Raw genomic sequence first — 17,480 nt, 5'->3', positions numbered from 1 at the left:
GGGAAATGTTGTGAACCAAGAAATCATACCGGCATACAGTGCCTACCAGAAGGTCATTGACCTTACGCTGTATCATGCCTTTGCGGAACTGATCGTACAGATGGCGCAGGACGATGAGGTGAGAATCCTTTACCGTCAGCAGGAAGTGAGACAGATCTGGCAGAGAGATCAGAATGTTTCCGGCTATTTTGAAACTTACAGCCTGCGTTACCCCGGTGAAGTATTGGAGCGGTTCGAGGAAAAGCTGGGCACGGATATGCGCATTCTCCGCGCTCTTGCACTGGCCCTGGGCTACACCCGCCAGTGTCAGGCTGACACAATGTTTGTAGGCAATCAGCGAAATGATTTCATTCAGAAACTTCGCAGGACTGCCGGGACAGATGTTTACCTGCAAGGTGCGCTCTATCTGCTGGAAACCGACGCTCCCCAGCGCCGCGCACGGCTGGATGCACTGGCCGCCAGAGAATATGCAAGGACGGAGGAGGCGCTGTTTGTGCTCTCCCTGTTTGACGACCCGGAGGCTGGCTATCAGGCCATGCGGCCGCAGTTGACGCGGCTGTTTGGGCCGGACCGGACGCTCTCTCTGGAATGGGACTTTGGCGTGCTGGAATGGTTCATCCGTTTCTATGCCGAAGAGGCAAAACGCTATCGCGGCAAGACCGACCTGGTGGTGCGGACACTGCTGAAGCTGCCCTATATGAACATGAAACCGGACAGCCGGGAATTTTCGATTCTGCTTACTGCCGGGTACAGCATGGAAGAGATCACGCTGGCAAATTCCCTGGCGGTGTGGGCCGACCGGATACCGGGCCGGCTTTTGTCCAAAGGGATCACGGCGGAAAAGATTGCAGCGGCCTGTGTCCGTATGCTGCTGAACTGTCCGGATGGACAGCCGGAAGAGATCTATGCGTACATCGGCTGGCTGTTCCTGGTTTACCAGAAATTTGAGGTCAAGTACGAGGGGTATCAGGATCTCTGGGCGGCCATCCAGATGGGACTTGCACCCACAGCGCCCCGCACCATCCTCTGGATGAACAAAACGGTTAAAAGACAATTTTCCTATCGCTTTGATGTATTCAATCCGCGATACGACATTTTGGCAAGCGGGCTGAGTAAGGGAGAGTATGCGGAACTGTTTACCGAGCAGATGCTCCGCTCCCGTGCGGCGATCCCGCTGCGGCGCTGGCTTACGCGGTATCAGGCATTGACTGGTGCGGAGTATATTGAGTATTTTAACGAGCGCCATTGGCATACGCTTCGCAGCTTCGCTTTGCTGGTGGAGCGGAAGGAGATCGATTTGTGGCAGTTTTTTGAGCAGCACAAGGAGGACGGGACTCGTGCCCATCCGCTGGAGCTTTTACAGGAATACGCGCTGAAAATCTCCAGCTGGAGGTGCTTCCGGTTCGCGCAAAAGCTGTTCAGCCAGTACACTTTCTCCCAGCTACAGGAAATTTTCGGAGATAACTTTTATTTCCACCAGAAGTTTGTCAAGAAGGAAAGCTATTATAACAAAAAAGTCCAATCATTCTCTATGGTCCGGCCATTCTTGACAGCGGAGCAGCACCGCCAGCTTTATGACTGGATCGATGCCTCGCTCTTTCAGACAGAGCCGGAATACTATGATTCGTTTGTCCTCTGTGCCCTGAAGGCCCCGGTGATCCAGCGCATCTATGACAAACCGCTGCTGGCGTCTGTGCTGCGGCAGCTTCTGACACACGATGCCTGCGGTGGCTACGAAGTAAATCAGTTAAAGGAGCGGTTCTATTCCAAGGAAGAAATGGAGGCCGACCGAAAAGCCACCGCCGAACAGGAAGAACAGGAAAAGGAACGCCAGTGGCAGCAGCAGGTCATGAAATGTCAGGAGAAACTGGCAAGTTGCTATAATGGCAGCGCGGAATCCCTGATCCAGTTCATGCACGGATATCATTTTGGTGAGATCAGGAAAGCTGCGCTGGGTATGGTCTATGAAAAATTGCTGGAATGGCCGGCAGGCTGCGCTCAGACCCTTGAGGCGGCGGAAATGTGGAAATTTTTTGAGCTGTGCGGAAGTCTTGTGATGTATGAGCCTCGGCCGCGCAGAGAGATATTGACAATGGTGCAAACCATCGTAGGAGGTGAAGCAGCATGACAAACACATTGAAACATTTAGCCCTGCTCGCCCGCATGGAGAGCAGCGGCCTGAAATTGGGATTGACGGGAAAATTCCCGGAGGATGCCCTGGACCAGACCTGCGAGCGGGTGGAGTCTTTTCAATTACAGAACAGGCTCCGCACCGGCAATGACAATGCGCAAATTCAGAAGGAACTTGTACGGACGCCGGAATTTGCGGCGCTCTACCATGCGCTGTGCAATGATGGGGTGGATGACCGGTCGATCACAAGTATGCTCCAGTCGGCTATAACCTGCGATGAGCAGTTGACGCAGTATCCCAAAGAACAAGTGCTGGCGGCAGCGGGAACGGATATCCCTTTGTCCCTGCGATTTTATTACATGAAATTCTACCTGCCGTTTATCAAGTATGAGGAAGAAGGAGAGGCCATCATTGACAACATCAATGCCTTCCCGGCCACAGAACGGGAGGAATTATCCGCATTGACGGACGCACAGAAGAACATGATGCGGCAGCCGTTTCTCGGCCCGTACCTGTTCAACTGGAACAACAATACGCGCGAGGCGCTGGAGCTGCTGGAACAGAACCAGCCTCTTCAGCGGGTCCTGACACTGCTCTACCGGCAGGGGGTGGCGCTTGATCTGAACGCGGCACGGCTCAAAGACCTTTGCTGGGTAGAGACGGCCGATGTGATGAAATTCCGCCGCCTGCTGGCCGCCTTTGAATATGATACCGAAGACCTCGATGCCTTTTTTGAGCGGTGGCTGGAAAATCATGCGGGGCAGTATGACCTTAACTGGTTTATCTCGCACACAGCGCCGCTGGACAAAGGACAGCGGCAGGAGATCCTGCGAAATGACCTGAGCTATCTCAACGCCCTGTACTCCGGGAGGCTCCATCTGGATTTCAGCTCTATCCGGCGCCATCAATTCCCTATCCTCACTTATGCAGTGCGGCATGGGAAGAAGCATTTTCTGGATCTGGTGAGTGAGCACAGCGAGCTGTTCCTTTCGCTGGGACGGTATGCGCTGCTGTTTGAGGATAAGTTCTGTGAACACTGCAACCTCAACAGCCTCACAGCCAGGAACCTGCAGGCGTGCGATACAGTAGAACGCGGCAGCAGCCATTTTGACCTGCTGGAAGACGGCAGGCAGTACACCTTTGAAGAGATGTGGCTGCTGTGGCAGCAGGATGAAATCTATGTCCGGCTCTACGCCATGCTGACGCCCCTTTCCGTGGACAGACGGCTGCTCACTTTGCGCCAGCTATTGAAGCATGGGCTGGTCAGCCACCACATGGAAGACCAGGAACTGGAACAGCTTGCCCGGTGTCTGCTGGAAAAGCCGTTCAGTGAGTGGTATCGAGGCGCTTTTGGACACATCCGCGGCCTGACCAGGAGGACGGCCATGTGGCTTCTGCGGAAATATGAGCAGCTGCGGGTATTTATCCCGGAGATGCAGTCCGAGGCGGACGCGATCTTTGCGCTCAACAACGGGGCGGTGATTGCCGGACAGAAAAACTGGACGCAGGTTCGTGCCGCTGTTTTGACGATGGATCGGGACTGGCTTGACCTGAAAGAAAGGTTTTCCATTACCGATGAATTTGTGGAGCAGCACAGGGAGCCGGTCACCAATTTCCTGCTGCGCGGCGGCAGTGCGATGGTGCGTGCTCTGTACGGCTACCTGCAGGGTGACGATAAGGCTATCGAGGCCCTGAGAAGGATCGTACAGGCCGAACTGATGGGCCAATTCTATGCGTTGAAATATTTTGCCGATGACCTGCAGAGGGAGATTCGCTATCCCATCAGCGAGGTGCAGGAGGCAGCATGGAAACGCAATCTCACGCTGGATAGGGGGCCGTTCTCTGCGGAAGAAGCGGATGATTTCTACTTTACGATGCAGTTAGGCGAACTGCCCCACAGCACCTGCCTCTCCTGCTGGACGGGAAACCAGAGGGACTGCCTGCTGGCAGACTTCGATTCCAACAAGAAGATGATCTTGATTCGGAAAGGTGAAGACATTGTGGGCCGCGCCTGCATCCGGCTGACAAAAGGGGCGTTTCAACGACCTGCGGACTTTAATTTTTCTTTTGCTGATCTGGCTCAAGTGCAGTCGGCGGATAAAAAGCGCGCTGCTGACGAAATGCTGGTTCTGTTTTTGGAGCGCATCTATACTTCCAGATTGAACGATGAAGAAGTGAAAACCGCAATGAAGCTGGCCGTTTCCCTGGTGACGCAGAAAGCGGCGGCCATCGGCGCCATCGCTGTGCTGGCGCGGCGCTATCTGGGCTGCTATGACCGCGATCAGTATGTTGGCAGCCAGTTCTATGTGTATATCTCAAAATCCAAAAACGGACAGCAGTATCTGGATTCAATGGGAGGCGCCGCGGTGACTTCCCACAAAGAGCAATATACGGGGGCTGTTTTCCTCGTAGAACACGCGGCGATGCGCACAGCAGCGCCGCAGAAGGAGGATGAATTTTATGAATGACCGTACTCTGGTAAAATTACGATGCAATAAGGAAATGTTGGATATTCGGACTGTATCCTGGACCCGAAAATCCCCCTACAGTTTTTCCATTTTGAGAAGCGAACTCCAGCAGCTGGAGCAACGGCCACAAAACCGGCTGATTTCCGGTGACTGCGGTTCCTTTGCCGTCCTGCGGCTGACGCAGAGGCCAGGTGACATGAAGATGCTGGAGATCCGGTTCACCTGGCTTCAGGAGATCGGCGCCGGTAAAGTACACGGCTGGCAGGAGAATATTCGGCTACCCTATGAGCCGTTCCATGTCTTTGTGGAAAATGGCGAGGATATGGATGGCGCAGAGTGGCACCACCTTTCCGTCCCGGAAATGCTCATGCCTCGTTATGAGTTCCACAGCCGGAAAAATCTCCATGAGGTTGCCCGGAGGCCCGTTCTCCGGCGCAAGCTGGGACGAGTCCTGGGGCGGCATTTTCAGTGGCGCGGCACAGAAAAGATCGTCATTTATGATGACGGGCTGCCGTACAGCTTCTTCTTTGAAGAATACACGCCTTATGGCAGAGGGATCTGCGGCGGCATCATCCTGCATGGCGCCGAGGACTTGGCAAAGGCCCAGTACAGCGTACATACCTAAACAGTACGCTGATTTCGTGTAACAAGCGCAGCGCCGCCGGGCAGAGGGATTTTCCTTCTGCCCGGCGGTTTTCTTATGGATGGGATTCGACTTCCTGCTCTTATGCTATATCGGCCAGATATTTTGCTTGTTGGGGCATATCCCACCTATTTCTCTTCGTGTTCACAATTTCCATGTTTCAAAAAGTTGCTTTCGCTGATACAATTAAAGAAATAGCTGATTATGCGTTAAAAAGCAACGCCGTAATGGTTCGTTGCGGCGGTTCCCGCTTGTGTTGGTAGAAATAGGGCGTCTTATTTGCTATGATTTTCTCAAATCAAATAGCAGGAGGAAACAAAAATATGACCCTCGGAGAGAAAATACAAAAATTGAGAAAGCAGCGAGGACTTTCACAAGAGGCACTCGCTGAAAAGGTAACAGTTACACGACAGACGATTTCAAAATGGGAATTGGGACAATCGACCCCTGATTTGGATTTTATAGCCCAGCTCAGCGACATTTTCAATGTGTCCTCTGATTATCTTATTAAAGATGAAATGACCGAGCCGGATGAGTTACCATATAAGAAGCGCAATTATCGTTTGTCTGAAAGAGGCAAGCGCATTATTTTGGTAATCGTTTCTGCTGCAGCATTGATTGCTGGCTGCGTATGCCTGATCTGCGACTACTTTACTTCGGACAGGTTATCATGGTCATTGATTGTCGCTGTTTCCATCATCGCTGCATGGCTTATGTTACTTCCAAGTCTGATTTCCAGAACAAAGATCGTTTTGAAAACCTTAGTTGTAATCAGTGCTATCCCTATTCCACTATTGGCAATATTGTCCTTGCTTTTGCAAAAGTCAGTTATATTCACGCTGGGCATTTGCATAACGCTAATTGCGATTGCTGCAATCTGGGTAATATATGGAATTTTCCGCAAGTGCAAGAAAAATATGTGGAGAGCATTTGGTTTTGCCCTGTTGGTTTTGATCCCAGTGCCGATTGCGATTACCCATATTTCAGATTATTTTTTGCCACAAGTCCAGTTCGATTTTACATCTGACATATTCAACAGCGGGATTACCCTTGCACTTTCTCTTGTGTGCTTTGGGGTAGATTATTTGCTTTATCATAGGAAAGGGGATGCAGCAGACGAACAATGAAAACAGTTCTTTTACATGGATTAGGACAAACTGCACAAGACTGGAAAGAGGTAGTCTGTCAACTTTCAACTTCCAATGTTGAATGCCCGGAGCTTTTTTCTTCAACAGGAAATGAAATATCCTATTTCCGGATTTTGGCTGACTTGGAACGGCAGTATTCTAACGCTACAGAGCCGCTTCGTATCTGTGGCCTATCGTTTGGGGCACTGCTCGCCCTCGATTTTACTATTCGTCATGGGAATAAAGTAGATTCATTGATCTTAATCGGCGCACAATATAAAGTACCAACATTACTGATTGATTTTCAAAATTTCTTGTTCCGCTGCATGCCCAACAAGAGTTTTGAGAACATGGGACTATCAAAAAGGGATACGATTAAGCTATCTCACTCTATGCGGTCTTTGGATTTTACCTCACAATTAAACGGAATTACTTGCCCTGTCACTATTTTGTGCGGTGAAAAAGATAGTGCCAACCTAAAAGCATCGAAAAAGTTAAATGGACTACTTCCCCAAGCAACTTTGCAAATCATCCCCGGCGCAGGCCATGAGATTAGCAAAGATGCGCCAGAAGCTATTGCTACCATACTTAATAATTATACTGTTTAAGGAACCTGCACCGACCTATGATAAAGCAGCGCCGCCCCGGTAGAGCCGGGACGGCGCTGTTCTGTTATTTTGGTGTGAAGCGGTAGCCGTGGCCCCGCACCGTTTCGATGATACCGGCGCCCAGCTTACGGCGGAGCTTGTAGACCATGCTGGAGATTCCCGTCCAACTTGCGTCATAGGTGTCCGCGGCAACAGCCTCGTAGATCTGGCGGGCGGAGAACACCTGCCCTGGCCGGCGGGCCAGCAGGAGCAGAATGTCGAACTCCATCGGCGTCAGCTCCACCGCCTGGCCGGACCGCCATACCAGCCTGCGCTGCGGGTCGATTTGCAGAGAGCCAAAGAGCAGCGGGGCATCTGCGGAGGCGGTCACTGTGGAGAAGTTCGCAACAGAAGCAAGAGCCGTCACAGTGTTTGCAAAGATGGCGTCCTCGTCGTCGCTGAAGGATAGAATTATAAATTTCCCAATTTTCCCCCACCTCCTAATTTTTGCTCGAATAATTTACAATCACTTATTTGACTTAGCATTATATAGACCCATTAGCCACAGATACACTTCATCCAATGAGCCGCGATTGATGCTATATATCCTCCGTTTTTCTACTTGACGACAGCAAATTAAGCCACTCCTTTGCAACAGAGAAAGATGATAAGAAATCGAGGCAGGTGTTATCTGAAAATATCCTGCAATCTCTCCGGCAGAGTGCGGTTTTTGGCTTAACCGCATTAGAATTTCTCGTCTGGTTGGATTTGATAACGCATGGAATTTTTTGTCCAGTGCATTTTCGCGTTCATTCTTCATAATGTATCTCCATTATTCCCGATAACAAAATATTACCATTATGGGAATATTAAGTCAAGAGAAAACGCCCTGTGCATATAGGGCGTTTTTCTCTATTCATCCGCCTTATGTTCCGGGGAGATAATCAATCCAACCGTTCTTAATCTGCGACCCGGCTCTGGTTTATTATCTTGAAGTGGATATAAGATTTGAGCAATATCCGATACCACTTTTTCCAGTTCCTCATCTGTCAAATAAACATGAGAAAGGCTAAGACCAGACCGATCCCTTTTTATGTCAATTCCCGGTGTGTCGCAGTATTCTTGAAAAATCTTGGCGAAGGTCAAAAAATACTGAAAGAACATCTGCATATAAATGGCACCGGAATTTTCTCCGAGAACTGATGGAGGATCAGACGGGTCAAAAGTTAATGCGTAAGTCTTTTCAACTGTTCCGCGTATTGGTGTTTCATTAACGATTTTCAATAGTCCATCATCGGTCATTCGTTTCAAATTACGATATAGTGTAGTTTGAGGAATATCTGAGCATTTTTCAGCCAAATACTTTGCGGTAACTTCCCCTCGACGCATTATTTCTATCAGCAGGCGGCTCTTGGCCGGATTTGAAATACATTCCATAATCTTTTCATTCAAATTCTTGCTGCCCATGTTCAACCTCCTTTTTGAAAATATTATCACTTCGGAAATAAAAAGTCAAGGGAAGGTATTGCTTTTTTATTTCCATAGTGGTAATATAACCTATGCGGGAATATTAAGGCGAAAATGTCGAACCCCCGCAAATATCGATACGAATTATAACAATAGGAGGTAAATTGGTATGTCTTTGTTGCAGGAAATATTTCCGCTTCTTATTCCCATCTTTGTGATTGATGTGATCCTTGCCGTGGCCGCTGTCCGGCATATTCTCCGGCATCCGCATTATCGCTTTGGGAACAGGGCTATGTGGCTTGTAATCTCTCTGGTTATCCTTATGTTTGGCCCGATTATCTATTTTGTTTTTGGGAGAGGTGAGGAAAAATGAATGTGCTTTCTATCCGCAATCTATCTAAAAGTTTTGGACAGCAGCAAATTATAAAAGATCTGAATATGTCTGTTCCAGAGGGGAGCGTTTTTGGCTTCATTGGACAAAACGGTGCAGGAAAAACAACAACAATGAAAATGGTTTTGGGGCTTTTGCAGCCCGATCAGGGAGAAATCCTTGTGTGTAATGAACCGGTTCGCTTTGGGCAGACCAAAACAAATCAGTATATTGGATATTTGCCGGATGTGCCGGAATTTTATAACTATATGACTGCAATGCAGTATCTTACACTGTGCGGAGAAATTGTTGGCCTTCCCAAAGAAAGCATTTCTCAAAAGGGAAAAAAGCTACTTTCCCTTGTCGGTCTTGATGGCGTAGAAAAGCGTGTTGGCGGTTATTCGCGTGGTATGAAACAGCGCCTTGGAATTGCACAGGCGTTATTGGCTGATCCTAAACTGCTGATTTGTGATGAACCTACCAGCGCCCTTGACCCGGTGGGAAGAAAAGAAATCTTGGACATTCTTTATAAAATCCGTGGGACAACAACGGTTTTGTTTTCAACGCATATTTTATCCGATGTGGAGCGCATTTGCGATCATGTGGCACTCTTGAATGACGGTAATATTGCTGTTGGCGGAACGCTTTCGGAAATCAAAGCGTTGCATAGCCATGACAGCCTGTTAATTGAATTTTCAACCGAGGCCGATTTACAGCATTTCAAAGAATGTATGACAGGACAATCGCTCCTGAACGGATCAGAAGAAAAGGGGCGGGAAATTGTAATACACAGCCGGGAGATGAAAAAGGCCCAGCATACCATCTTCTCCACTTTAGCCGAAGCAGACCTTGTGCCGGTCAAGGTGGAACTTATGGAGCCGTCGCTTGAAAGCCTATTTTTGGAGGTGATAAAATGAAAGGCTATATTGCATTTGTAAAAAAAGAGTTTGTAGAAAATCTAAAAAACTACCGCTTTTTAATCCTGTTTGCAATCTTTGCGGTTTTCGGAATGTCCAGTGCTTTTCTGGCAAAATTCACGCCGGAAATTATAGCTGCATTTGGAGCCGGATTAGAAATCACCGAGGAACCTGTCGCCCTTGACGCATGGCAGCAATTCTTTAAAAACATATCCGGCATTGGATTTAGCGCATTTATCATTCTGTTTGGAAGCTGTATGTCCAGTGAGTATTCCAAAGGGACATTGCTACTGCTGGTGACAAAGGGATTGGCAAGGCCATCTGTGATTATGGCAAAGTACACCGTAGCAGCAGTATCTATGACGGTTAGCTTTTGGGTGAGCTTTGTAGGTGCCTATGGATATACATATTACCTTTGGCCAGATGCTTCACTTTCAAATGTTGTACCGTCTGCGTTTTTTATGTGGATGATTGGATTTCTCTATCTTAGCATCCTCATACTCGGTTGTGTTCTATTCAAGCAGACTTTTACAAGCATCCTGTTTACTGGCGGGATTGTAGCCCTGTTCTCTGTTTTAAGTGTTGTAAAACCGTTATCTGCCTTTAACCCGGTTGTCCTCACTTCACGAAATGTTGACCTGATTTCAGGTGAGATTTCAATGACGGAGTTTCTTATTCCATTTATTGTTTCAGTGGTTTTATCTGTGGTATTTTTAGCGGCAGCAATCCGGGCATTTAATAAAAAGCAGTTATAAAGCCCGAAATTTTACTCCCTCATTCCCTAAAATAAAGAAAGGTTGCTGTCGATTACACTATTGAGCCAAATTGTTGAACATACCGATATAACAGCAGCGCCGCCCCGGTAGAGCCGAGGCGGCGCTGTTTTGTTATTCTGGTGTGAAACGGTAGCCATGGCCCCGCATGATAAACATGGGTTTCAAAAAATATGCCGTCGCCTGTTGAGAAAGGCGTCATCCAGGCGTAAAGGATATGTATAAAGCAAAAAAGGAGGCATTCACCTATGTTAATTGGTGTCGATCATGGCAATAAACAAATCAAGACGGTTCACTGCGCCCCGTTCGTTTCCGGCCTGCAGCAGAGCATGACCCGGCCGTTTGGGCCGAGCCTGCAATACGGCGGTAACTACTATACGCTCTCCAACGAGCGTATTCCCTACCGTAAGGACAAGACTGGGGATGACCGCTTCTTTATCCTGACTCTGATTGCGATTGCGGAGGAATTGACGGCCCGGGGCGTTGACGAGAAAGAATTGTACCACATCCAGCTGCCGGTGGGGCTGCCGCCCGCCCACTTCGGCGCCCAGGCGGAAAAGTTCACGGCCTATTTCCAGAAGAAAGGGATCGTAGAATTCCAGTACCGGGACAAGCATTACGCCATCAGCATTGATGATGTGGCCTGCTATCCCCAGGCATACGCGGCGGCGGCCACCATGCTCCACACGCTGATGAATGAGGCCAAGGCGGTAGTGGTGGACATTGGCGGCTTCACGGCAGACTATCTGCTGATGAAAAATGGAAAAGCCGACCTCAGCTCCTGTGATTCGCTGGAAAACGGCGTGATCCTGCTTTACAATAAGATCAGGTCCAGGGGCAACGCGGAATTGGATCTGCTGCTGGATGAGGGAGATGTGGACGCCATCCTCACCGGCAAGCAGACGCAATACCCGTCGTCGGTGGTCCGGCTGGTGGAGCAGCTGGCACAGGAGTTCGTCAACGACCTGTTCAGCACCCTGCGGGAGCGGATGCTGGACTTGCGCTACTGCACGGTGGTCTTTGTGGGCGGCGGCGCCATTCTTTTGCGCCGGCAGATTGAGGCATCCGGAAAAGTGGGTAAGCCGTTGTTCGTCTCCAATATCAACGCCAATGCAGCCGGATATGAGTATCTGTACCGCCTTGAAGCTGCGGGCAGGTGACAGCTATGGCGGCCAAGAAAGAACGGGGGCGTTTTTCCCTGCGGTTCAATATCAGCGACCCGATCCATTTAGCAACGGTCGAACTGCTGGAAAAACAACCTGACCACGGGAAAGCACAGTATATCGCCAATGCAGTCGTTTTCTACGATACCCACTTTGCGGATGATCCACAACCGTTAAGAGCAGCGGCACCGGCCATAGACCGGGCCGCCATTGAAGCCATCGTGCGTGAGATTCTGCTCCAGGAGACGAGGCACTCTGAAAAGCCTGCCGCCGCCCCCGCCGCCTGCCCGGATGCAGAAACAACAACGGCCCCGGTGCCGCAGGAGCAGACGCCGGAGCCGGAATATGTGCCGGAGCTGGGAGAGGAACCGGAGGCAGATGATGCGATCCTCGGCCTGATTTCCAGCACAATGGAAGCTTTTCGTCAGGGGAGATGATATAAAAAGAGGTATGAGGGCTGCATTGCCGCTGGCGCTCATACCTCTTTTTCTTCCTGTATAGCCGCGATGAAGTTGTCGATAATATTTTCCAGGTGTCGGTATTGGCAGGGAGTCAACGACGAGACCTTTTGATTGAGCAGGCGTGTGTCGCCTTCCATGACCTGACCGCGCAGGAGATAGTCTGTGCTGATATCAAGCGCATCACAGATCTTCAGCATCGTTTCAGGCCGCATGGCTTTTGTGCCCAGCTCCGCAGTGGAAACGGTCTGGGGCGTGACATGTGCCATCTTGGCCAGAGCCTCTTGTGTCAGTTTTAGTTGTTTGCGCCGGTCCAGCATCCGCTGGCCCATTTCTTTCAAAAGTTCGCCCATTCGTAACCCTCCATGCTATAGCTATATTTTATCCGCTATAACATAAAAAATTAAGCGGCCATGGTTGAACTTCATCAGCCATAGCAAGTATAATGGGCTATATTGAGAAAAAAGTTTCTGGAGGAGATGAGATGTCCCAGTTTTACTCGTGTGCAATTACCAGTCAGCGGCCTACACGGTTCAAATTCAAGTATCAGGAATATATGACCTCGTGCAAGCGCCTGAAGAAACGGCTGCACGATGTTTTTACCGAACTGTACCGGCGCGGTGTGCGCCGGTTCTATGTTGGTGGGGCCCTTGGCGTTGATCTATGGGCCGGCGAGATCCTGCTGGAAATGCGCCGGCAGGAAGAGTACCAGGAGCTGGAGATCGTGCTGGTCTACCCGTTTCCGGGCCATGACGAGCGATGGGACCCAAAGAGTCGGGAGCGGCTGCGCCATCTGAAGGAAAACTGCGACCAGTTTGTAATGGGCAGCAAAATCGTGGGAGCCCAAGGGTATCGGGAGCGCACTGCCTACATGGTAGAACACGCTGATTGCCTGGTGGCCGTGTGTGATGATGAAACAAAGGGCAGCAGCGGAGTAGAGTTGGCAGTGAAATTAGCAGAGCAGCAAAAACTGTCCATAGTGCAAATATGTCCAAGGACAGGAATTGTAAAACGGAATTATATTGGATGAATTTCTCTCGTAAACAAGAAGCAGCAGAAAACGGTAATCCTAAACTAACACTTTTCTCTTGCATTTCTATTTCCTATGTGGTATAGTGAATGACATAAGCTAATTAGATTAACTTACGGGAAGGTTTTTATATGCCAAGAGATAAGACAGATACACATAATAAATTGCTCCCGTGTATTAAGCAGGAATTTTTGGAACATGGATATGAGAAAGCGTCTATGCAAAATATCGCAAGACGAGCAGGAATTACTGCTGCAGGGATATATCGCCATTTTCCAAGTAAAGAGGCTATGTTTACTGCAATGGTAGAACCAGTCACGAGTGACTTTTTGAAGATGTGCGATGTTTCTATGGAAGAAACATATTCTCGACTTAGTGACGATGATTTCCTCAAAAATTTTAACGAGTTCAGAACGGAAAAAAACAGGGAATCTATTAACTTCATGTATGACAATTATGATGTTTTTCGATTATTACTTGTTTGTTCAAAGGGTACACCTTATGAATCTTTTCAGGAGCGTCTTGTGGAAATCGAAATGCAAGGAATTATTGATTTGTTTGGCGTATTTGAAAAGCGAGGACTGCCCCATAAAGCAGTAACAGATAATGAACTTCATATATTGTGTACCACATTTGTCACCGCTCTTTGTGAAACAATTAAACATGAATATACAAGAGAACAGGCATTGAAGCATTTGGACTTCATCGGTAAAATGCTTTACCCTGGTATGCAAGAAGTCCTTGGCTTCTGAAAATTACATAATAAATGACTGCACTGAATTTTAGGGCGTTATCGTCCTAAAATTTTTCTGTTTTATGGGTTAGTTAACGCTAACTAAAATCATTAGCTTATATAGGAGGGATGGACTGTGAAAGTAAAGGGTAGCTTGTATTGGATTTATTCTTTTACAAGTGGATGTAAAGGCAAAATGTTGGTAGCTATTCTATTGGCTGTGATTGGGGTATTGTGTGGAATGGCACCCTATTTTGCGCTCGCAGGAATTTTGTCGGGCTTGATCCAAAACACTTTAACGGCAGAACGCATCTTTTGCTATGTGGGAATTGCTGTGTTAGGCGAGACTCTTAAAATGTTGTTTAATACGGTTTCCTCTTTGAAAGCTCACAGGGTAGCTTATCATATCTTAGGGAATATTCGATGCAAACTGGCTGAGAAAATGATGCGTGTTCCTATGGGAGTTATGGTTGATACCTCATCAGGTAAGTTGAAAGCGATGGTTGTAGATACTGTTGACAAATTGGAACAGCCCTTAGCTCACATGTTGCCAGAGATTACAGCAAATGTTTTCACACCGCTTTGCATTATTATTTTACTTTTCATTTTGGACTGGCGTATGGCACTGGCCTGTATGATTGTGATTCCTATTGGCTTTTTACTCTTAATGGGGCAAATGAAAGACTATAAGAATAGAGCTGATAGATATATTGAAGCCAGTAGCAACATGGACAGCTCTTTGGTTGAGTATGTCAATGGAATTGAAGTAATCAAGACTTTCAGCCAAACAGGGAAATCATTCCAAAAATTCTCTGATGCTGTGAAGAATTACCATGATACGACATTGGATTGGTGGAAAAATACCTGGCTATATTCAGCACTTGGTTTAACAGTAATTCCTGCTACCCTTGTGGGAGGTATTCCCGTTGGAGCATATCTTCTTATGCAAGGAAGTATCAGTTTTTCTATTTATATTACATGCCTTATTTTATCCCTTGGAATTGCCGGTCCGCTGATTCAAGCAACATATTATGCTGATAATTTTGCTGTTATTGATGCCAGTATCCGGCAAGTAGGAAATTTTCTTGATGGACAAGAACTGGTTCGGCCATCAAAAGAAGTTTTGCTAACAGATGATGGCTTTCATTTTGAGCATGTTTCATTCGGATATGATAAGAAAGAAGTGCTGCATGATATAACCTTTTCCCCTGTGCAGGAAGGAAAAACGGCCATAGTAGGACCATCTGGTTCAGGTAAATCAACCATAACAAAATTGATGGCGGGCTTTTGGGATGTAACTAGCGGTCACATCATTTATGGCGGCCAAGATATTCGCAATATTCCAACAAGCCAGTTGATGAAACATATTAGTTTTGTGTCACAGGATAACTTTCTTTTCAATATCAGTATCAAGGAAAACATTCGAATGGGAAACCCTTGTGCTACCGATGAGGAAGTCCTTGCCGCAGCAAAAGCAGCCAGATGTGATGAGTTTATCAGCAAAATGGAATATGGATACGATACTTTGGTCGGAGATGCAGGAGGAAAACTCTCTGGCGGAGAAAGACAACGCATCACGATAGCCCGCGCAATGTTAAAGCCAGCAGATGTTGTAATTCTGGATGAGGCAAGTGCCTATGCCGATCCAGAAAATGAGGTATACATTGAAGAAGCCATAAATGAGTTGGTAAAAGGCAAAACTCTTATTGTGGTTGCTCATCGCCTGGAAACGATTGAAAATTCAGACAAGATTGTTGTTGTAGATCAAGGAAAGATTGTAGCGGAAGGAACACAAAACGAATTATTAGAAAGTTGCTCTCTTTATAAGCGACTGTGGAACGAGACAATATTAACTTCAGAGCGGAAAAGAGGTGATTGCAATGCTTGAAACCATAAAGCGAATTTTGGCAATGGCGGGCAAATATCGTCACAAAATTACAATAGGAATTATCATCAGCCTATTACATTCCTTCTTTTCCGCAATGGACTTATTTGCCATGCTTTATATTTCTTTTTCTATCAATACCCTTACCCAACAGAAAATTGGAGTTGCTGCTGCGATTTTACTTGTGGGTCTTACAGGCAAGATTATTTGTAAGTATCAGATAACTGAACATATATCTGGTTCCAGCTATGATGTCTTTTATGAAAAGCGTTTGGAGGCTGGTGAAAAATTAAAGAGAGCGCCGATGGGTTATTTCAGCGAAAAGAACCTCGGTGAAATCCAGATGGCAATGACTACAGATATGAATGCTTTGGAATCCTCGGCAATGTCTGTTGTAGAAAACATTTTGGGCAGCCTGATCTATGCTGCGGTTTGTACTTTAGTATTGCTTCTTTTTAACTGGAGAATAGGGCTTATTACATTAGCGGGCCTTGGAATCGGAATTCTTTTGCTCCGTGTCGTACAAGAAAACGCAAAAAAAGTAATGCCAGTACGTTTTCAGGCTCAGGAAGAAATGACAGAGAAAACGTTGGAATTTATACAGGGCAATATGGTTATGCGCCTTTTTGGAACAGGGCGGGATGGTTTGAACAGAGTAAAAGAAGCATTCCATAAAAAACAGGAAGCAGACATTCGTCTGGAAAATACAGCAATCTGGCCAATCAGCTTTTACAGATACATATTTCGACTGGCGAGCTGTGGAGTAGTATTGATTTCCGCATTGCTCTATGTAAGACAAGAAATGGCATTTCCTATTTGTGTTATGTTCCTTTTCGCAGCTTTTCTTGTTTACTCACAGATGGATGGACTTGCCTCTAATATTGCTCTGCTACGAATTGTAGATACTGCTCTTAGTCAAGTTGAGTCTGTATTGGAAATTCCGGAGATGTCAGGTAATGACACCATAGATAGAATACAGAATTATAATATTGAACTTCATAATATATCCTTTGGCTATGAAAATCGTCCCATCATTCAGAATGTTACATTAAAAATCCCAGAACATCGAGTAACGGCTATTGTAGGACCGTCTGGCTCTGGAAAAACAACTCTATGTAATTTGATTACAAGATTTTGGGATGTGCAGCAAGGCGAAATTATGATTGGTGGCAAAAATATCAAAGAAATAGAGTTTGAGGAATTGATGAAACTGATGAGCATTGTGTTTCAGAAGGTATACCTGTTTCACGATACTATAGAAAACAATATAAAATTTGGGAAACCTACTGCCACGCATGAAGAAGTTGTTGAGGCGGCACGTCGAGCATGCTGCAATGAATTTATCGAAAAATTACCAAATGGATATCAGACAATTGTTGGTGAAGGTGGTTCAACACTATCTGGTGGTGAAAAGCAACGTATTTCTATTGCTAGAGCAATCCTAAAGGATGCTCCTATTATCATTTTGGATGAGGCCACATCCAGTGTTGATCCTGAAAACCAGCACGCATTGTTGACAGCTATCAACGAACTAACATGTGGCAAAACGCTGGTTATCATTGCCCATCGGCTTTCCACAATCAAGGATGCCGACCAGATTATCGTTCTGGATAACGGGCATGTTGTCCAACAGGGGACACATGAAACATTGCTTCAACAGGATGGCATTTACCGTAGGTTTGTAAAAATACGGCAGACAGCGTCCTCTTGGAAATTATAAAACACAAG

General features: G+C 47.1%; 18 protein-coding genes. 14 read left to right on the top strand and 4 right to left on the bottom strand.

Annotation, left to right across the window (positions count from 1 at the left end):
- Positions 1–10 precede the first annotated feature (10 nt).
- The 5 genes from FGQ85_RS08340 to FGQ85_RS08320 all read left to right on the top strand — a co-directional run bounded on the left by FGQ85_RS08340 (position 11) and on the right by FGQ85_RS08320 (position 6,977).
- Complete coding sequence (locus FGQ85_RS08340; RefSeq protein ID WP_138373204.1) at positions 11–2,128, top strand: hypothetical protein; 2,118 nt, start codon at positions 11–13, stop codon at positions 2,126–2,128.
- A complete protein-coding gene (locus tag FGQ85_RS08335; protein WP_087221607.1) occupies positions 2,125–4,599 on the top strand; it encodes a hypothetical protein in 2,475 nt (824 codons plus the stop codon). Before FGQ85_RS08340 ends, FGQ85_RS08335 begins: the two co-directional genes overlap by 4 nt.
- Positions 4,592–5,224 carry a hypothetical protein gene (locus tag FGQ85_RS08330; protein ID WP_087221609.1) on the top strand — a complete coding sequence of 211 codons (633 nt, stop codon included), beginning with the start codon at positions 4,592–4,594 and terminating at the stop codon, positions 5,222–5,224. The genes FGQ85_RS08335 and FGQ85_RS08330 overlap by 8 nt, the downstream gene beginning before the upstream one ends.
- A 341-nt stretch (positions 5,225–5,565) precedes the next feature.
- On the top strand, positions 5,566–6,369 hold the full coding sequence (locus FGQ85_RS08325; RefSeq protein WP_087221899.1) for a helix-turn-helix domain-containing protein: 804 nt from the start codon (positions 5,566–5,568) through the stop codon (positions 6,367–6,369).
- On the top strand, positions 6,366–6,977 hold the full coding sequence (locus FGQ85_RS08320) for an alpha/beta fold hydrolase (RefSeq protein WP_087221897.1): 612 nt from the start codon (positions 6,366–6,368) through the stop codon (positions 6,975–6,977). The genes FGQ85_RS08325 and FGQ85_RS08320 overlap by 4 nt, the downstream gene beginning before the upstream one ends.
- Before the next feature lie 64 nt (positions 6,978–7,041).
- On the opposite strand, the gene FGQ85_RS18800 is transcribed toward FGQ85_RS08320, so the two are convergent.
- The 3 genes from FGQ85_RS18800 to FGQ85_RS08305 form a co-directional block, all read right to left on the bottom strand.
- Positions 7,042–7,260: a winged helix-turn-helix domain-containing protein gene (locus FGQ85_RS18800; RefSeq protein ID WP_279233656.1), complete on the bottom strand. Its 219-nt coding sequence runs from the start codon at positions 7,258–7,260 to the stop codon at positions 7,042–7,044.
- 222 nt (positions 7,261–7,482) lie between these two features.
- Positions 7,483–7,776 (bottom strand): metalloregulator ArsR/SmtB family transcription factor, encoded by a 294-nt coding sequence (locus FGQ85_RS08310; RefSeq protein ID WP_087221893.1) that lies wholly within the window; start codon positions 7,774–7,776, stop codon positions 7,483–7,485.
- Positions 7,777–7,868: 92 nt separating this feature from the next.
- Positions 7,869–8,423 (bottom strand): helix-turn-helix domain-containing protein, encoded by a 555-nt coding sequence (locus FGQ85_RS08305; protein WP_227604675.1) that lies wholly within the window; start codon positions 8,421–8,423, stop codon positions 7,869–7,871.
- Positions 8,424–8,592: 169 nt separating this feature from the next.
- Between FGQ85_RS08305 and FGQ85_RS08300 the strand changes: the two genes are divergently transcribed.
- From FGQ85_RS08300 to FGQ85_RS08280, 5 genes are all read left to right on the top strand, one after another.
- On the top strand, positions 8,593–8,796 hold the full coding sequence (locus tag FGQ85_RS08300; RefSeq protein ID WP_058963791.1) for a PLDc N-terminal domain-containing protein: 204 nt from the start codon (positions 8,593–8,595) through the stop codon (positions 8,794–8,796).
- On the top strand, positions 8,793–9,710 hold the full coding sequence (locus FGQ85_RS08295; RefSeq protein WP_058963790.1) for an ABC transporter ATP-binding protein: 918 nt from the start codon (positions 8,793–8,795) through the stop codon (positions 9,708–9,710). Before FGQ85_RS08300 ends, FGQ85_RS08295 begins: the two co-directional genes overlap by 4 nt.
- Complete coding sequence (locus FGQ85_RS08290) at positions 9,707–10,465, top strand: ABC transporter permease subunit (protein WP_058963789.1); 759 nt, start codon at positions 9,707–9,709, stop codon at positions 10,463–10,465. Before FGQ85_RS08295 ends, FGQ85_RS08290 begins: the two co-directional genes overlap by 4 nt.
- Before the next feature lie 266 nt (positions 10,466–10,731).
- Positions 10,732–11,643 carry a ParM/StbA family protein gene (locus tag FGQ85_RS08285; protein WP_087221891.1) on the top strand — a complete coding sequence of 304 codons (912 nt, stop codon included), beginning with the start codon at positions 10,732–10,734 and terminating at the stop codon, positions 11,641–11,643.
- Between the two features lie 5 nt (positions 11,644–11,648).
- Positions 11,649–12,083, top strand: coding sequence for a hypothetical protein (locus FGQ85_RS08280; protein ID WP_087221890.1), 435 nt, complete (start codon positions 11,649–11,651; stop codon positions 12,081–12,083).
- A 38-nt stretch (positions 12,084–12,121) separates the two neighbouring features.
- Here the strand turns inward: FGQ85_RS08280 and FGQ85_RS08275 are convergent, their stop codons facing one another.
- Positions 12,122–12,457: a helix-turn-helix transcriptional regulator gene (locus FGQ85_RS08275; protein WP_058963758.1), complete on the bottom strand. Its 336-nt coding sequence runs from the start codon at positions 12,455–12,457 to the stop codon at positions 12,122–12,124.
- Between the two features lie 92 nt (positions 12,458–12,549).
- Between FGQ85_RS08275 and FGQ85_RS08270 the strand changes: the two genes are divergently transcribed.
- The 4 genes from FGQ85_RS08270 to FGQ85_RS08255 all read left to right on the top strand — a co-directional run bounded on the left by FGQ85_RS08270 (position 12,550) and on the right by FGQ85_RS08255 (position 17,472).
- Complete coding sequence (locus FGQ85_RS08270) at positions 12,550–13,134, top strand: SLOG family protein (RefSeq protein ID WP_138373203.1); 585 nt, start codon at positions 12,550–12,552, stop codon at positions 13,132–13,134.
- 131 nt (positions 13,135–13,265) lie between these two features.
- Positions 13,266–13,886: a TetR/AcrR family transcriptional regulator gene (locus tag FGQ85_RS08265; protein WP_138373202.1), complete on the top strand. Its 621-nt coding sequence runs from the start codon at positions 13,266–13,268 to the stop codon at positions 13,884–13,886.
- A 117-nt stretch (positions 13,887–14,003) separates the two neighbouring features.
- Entirely contained in the window at positions 14,004–15,755 is a 1,752-nt protein-coding gene (locus FGQ85_RS08260; protein WP_347563074.1) for an ABC transporter ATP-binding protein, read from the top strand.
- On the top strand, positions 15,748–17,472 hold the full coding sequence (locus FGQ85_RS08255) for an ABC transporter ATP-binding protein (protein ID WP_138373201.1): 1,725 nt from the start codon (positions 15,748–15,750) through the stop codon (positions 17,470–17,472). The genes FGQ85_RS08260 and FGQ85_RS08255 overlap by 8 nt, the downstream gene beginning before the upstream one ends.
- Positions 17,473–17,480: the final 8 nt, after the last annotated feature.

It is taken from the genome of Pseudoflavonifractor sp. BSD2780061688st1 E11 (assembly GCF_005844125.1).
Classification (GTDB): domain Bacteria; phylum Bacillota; class Clostridia; order Lachnospirales; family Lachnospiraceae; genus Sellimonas; species Sellimonas catena.
The sequence above is the reverse complement of the archived record's forward strand: the minus strand, read 5'-3'. Positions and strand labels throughout refer to the sequence as shown.

Bases quoted from the DNA above. Each gene is read 5' to 3' on its own strand.
- FGQ85_RS08255 (WP_138373201.1), top strand. From the start codon at position 15,748: ATGCTTGAAACCATAAAGCGAATTTTGGCAATGGCGGGCAAATATCGT.
- FGQ85_RS08270 (WP_138373203.1), top strand. From the start codon at position 12,550: ATGGGCTATATTGAGAAAAAAGTTTCTGGAGGAGATGAGATGTCCCAG.
- FGQ85_RS08335 (WP_087221607.1), top strand. From the start codon at position 2,125: ATGACAAACACATTGAAACATTTAGCCCTGCTCGCCCGCATGGAGAGC.
- FGQ85_RS08305 (WP_227604675.1), bottom strand. From the start codon at position 8,423: ATGGGCAGCAAGAATTTGAATGAAAAGATTATGGAATGTATTTCAAAT.
- FGQ85_RS08330 (WP_087221609.1), top strand. From the start codon at position 4,592: ATGAATGACCGTACTCTGGTAAAATTACGATGCAATAAGGAAATGTTG.
- FGQ85_RS08275 (WP_058963758.1), bottom strand. From the start codon at position 12,457: ATGGGCGAACTTTTGAAAGAAATGGGCCAGCGGATGCTGGACCGGCGC.
- FGQ85_RS08290 (WP_058963789.1), top strand. From the start codon at position 9,707: ATGAAAGGCTATATTGCATTTGTAAAAAAAGAGTTTGTAGAAAATCTA.
- FGQ85_RS08285 (WP_087221891.1), top strand. From the start codon at position 10,732: ATGTTAATTGGTGTCGATCATGGCAATAAACAAATCAAGACGGTTCAC.
- FGQ85_RS08295 (WP_058963790.1), top strand. From the start codon at position 8,793: ATGAATGTGCTTTCTATCCGCAATCTATCTAAAAGTTTTGGACAGCAG.
- FGQ85_RS08280 (WP_087221890.1), top strand. From the start codon at position 11,649: ATGGCGGCCAAGAAAGAACGGGGGCGTTTTTCCCTGCGGTTCAATATC.
- FGQ85_RS08265 (WP_138373202.1), top strand. From the start codon at position 13,266: ATGCCAAGAGATAAGACAGATACACATAATAAATTGCTCCCGTGTATT.
- FGQ85_RS08300 (WP_058963791.1), top strand. From the start codon at position 8,593: ATGTCTTTGTTGCAGGAAATATTTCCGCTTCTTATTCCCATCTTTGTG.
- FGQ85_RS08320 (WP_087221897.1), top strand. From the start codon at position 6,366: ATGAAAACAGTTCTTTTACATGGATTAGGACAAACTGCACAAGACTGG.
- FGQ85_RS08325 (WP_087221899.1), top strand. From the start codon at position 5,566: ATGACCCTCGGAGAGAAAATACAAAAATTGAGAAAGCAGCGAGGACTT.
- FGQ85_RS08310 (WP_087221893.1), bottom strand. From the start codon at position 7,776: ATGAAGAATGAACGCGAAAATGCACTGGACAAAAAATTCCATGCGTTA.